The 2281-nt window shown below is 33.9% G+C and carries 2 protein-coding genes; both read right to left on the bottom strand.

Translation table 11 applies throughout. The features are described from left to right. Window positions 1–212 precede the first annotated feature (212 nt). On the bottom strand, window positions 213–1841 hold the full coding sequence (locus WBQ70_RS08780; protein ID WP_423913023.1) for a T9SS type A sorting domain-containing protein: 1629 nt from the start codon (window positions 1839–1841) through the stop codon (window positions 213–215). Window positions 1842–1879: 38 nt separating this feature from the next. Next, a partial coding sequence (locus WBQ70_RS08775) for a hypothetical protein (RefSeq protein WP_423913021.1) occupies window positions 1880–2281 on the bottom strand: 402 nt, incomplete at its 5' end.

Genomic DNA, 2281 nt, shown 5'->3' with positions numbered 1-2281 from the left:
CAATTAAACGGAGTGTTTACACAAATTAAGCCATTTTGTAGATAAAAAAACGAATGGTTTTTATCCTCTACCAACATTATTTTATCCTTAACAGAAAGTTAATATATCTACTTGATCTACTTCTTTTTTTAATACAGGCTATATAAGCCATTGAGAGTACAACTATGATCTATTCGAACTAAAAATTAAAGAAGCTGTTTTTTGTTTCACTTTTATAAAACTATTATTTTTTTGCTCACCATTCCTATATCGCTTTTTGCATTGACTACATAAGTTCCCTTTGCTAAATTTAATTTTGAAAGATTGATTTCAACTTTTGATTGTCCTTTAAAATTGTTCGAATAAACCAGCTTACCCATCAAATCAGAAATTGTTATTGAAACATCAGAAATTGTTACTAAATCAATAGTTAAAAATTCATTTTCACTTTCAAAAGGGTTAGGATAAACTTTTACTTGATTTGTATTGAATGCAAATGATTCGTTTGACAAAGCGGGACAATTATTTACTCGATTATTATCTCTTGAAATCACTAGGGATATTGACCAATCAAAACCAGTCGCATTAGCCTTCAATTGATTTTCGGTTGGAACATTTACACTATAATACCCATTACCAACTGCTCCGCTAGTTGTACTAGCACGATAAAGTAATGGAGCAATCAATGGTCCTAGATGATAAGAGCCATCGTCCATATAAGCAATACCAGGATAGATTAATATAGAAGGATTGGTTCTCAAGACACAAGGTACCCACGGAAAAACACCTTCCTTTACCTGAGCATTGGTGCCGTAAGAACATGTTACATCGGTAATTCTAGAATCCGAATCAAAAACACCAACACCTATAAAAGGAGATGCATTATCGTACGCTTTATCAATACGTACAGCCGCCATACAACTAGTTGCTTCAATTTTTTGAACGTCAAACCAGCCGTTCTGTGCACTCCATGGCTGTATCATGACGGCTGCATTCCCATTGGCACACTTAATATTGTAGGCCGATATTTCAGAAACCCAAGCTTCTTCTTGTGGTGTTGTACCACCAGAAGCAGTTACATCATCAGTTTCTATTCGTAGTGAAACACCTCCTCCCACGGAAGTAATATTTTTAAACAATAACTTTTCTCCTGATCGTACCTGAACAGCACCATATCCACTATGAGCGTTTTGAACTGTCAAGTTTTTAATAAGTCCTTGCTTTGGTCGTCCCCAAACCCCTGCACTACTCTTGCTTACAGAACAATTCATTGCCGCATGAACGGTGAAATTATCGACAACACGACAACCTGAAACCATAAAATTAGTAACAGCTTTCATGTTAAAAGGAGTAATTCGAACAAGATATGCAACGCCTTCATCAGTAACCATTTCCAAATCTGACAAATCAATCGTAAATTGTCCATCATCATTGAGCGATCGAATGCTTACATTCTCTGTTATAAAAGTGGCATTTATAGATCCAATTCTAAAAATTGACCTGTTAGTAGTCTTATTTACACATGACGGACAAGCACTTGGTTTAATAATTGCATCTTTTGAAATCACTAAATGTATATTCGATTTCATTAAGATTTCAGCAAATTCCCAGGTACCTGCATTTATAGTAATAACTCCTCCCCCAAGATTATTTAGAAAATTTATAGCTGTATTCAACGTCGAAGAATCATCCCCTGCATTATTCAATAAAGTAACTCTTTGACCAGCTGGAAAACCAGTCGAATTATCTGTAAAAAATTCGCTCTCTATCTGATCTATTGGCATTTTTAAGGGCGCTGCAACTTGCCCAAAGACAATAACATGAGTTAGTAGAAACAGGTAGAAAATAATATTATTTTTCATATTTTGAAATTTTTTATTTATTAATAGCACACCAATATTTATTTCTTATCATTTATTTCTACAAAAAGAACATCATAAGGCTTTAATCTAGGTTGAGAACTAATGACTAGTCCGTTAATTAAATCATAGCAAGAAGTTCCGTTCTTTGCTTTTTTTAGCTGAATCGATAATTTGGCATCATTTTTCCCCATATTGATAATGGATAGCACATTGTTTCCTTTTTCATTCTTAATGCATTTCCAAGTACATCCTTTTAGACTTGTACCATTTTCTTCAATAATACGTACTTCAGGAAGATGTTTTTTTTCTTCAATAATAGACAAAGCTTTTGCCTTCATTTCAGCAATAGAATTGACTACAACTAGCTGTCCTTTACTTTGTTTCAATGCGGGTAAAGCAATACCGTACTCATTCATTTTCAAACTAATACCATCCACAAT

Source organism: Flavobacterium sp. (assembly GCF_049590715.1).
In the GTDB taxonomy this organism is placed as follows: domain Bacteria; phylum Bacteroidota; class Bacteroidia; order Flavobacteriales; family Flavobacteriaceae; genus Flavobacterium.
The sequence above is the reverse complement of the archived record's forward strand: the minus strand, read 5'-3'. Positions and strand labels throughout refer to the sequence as shown.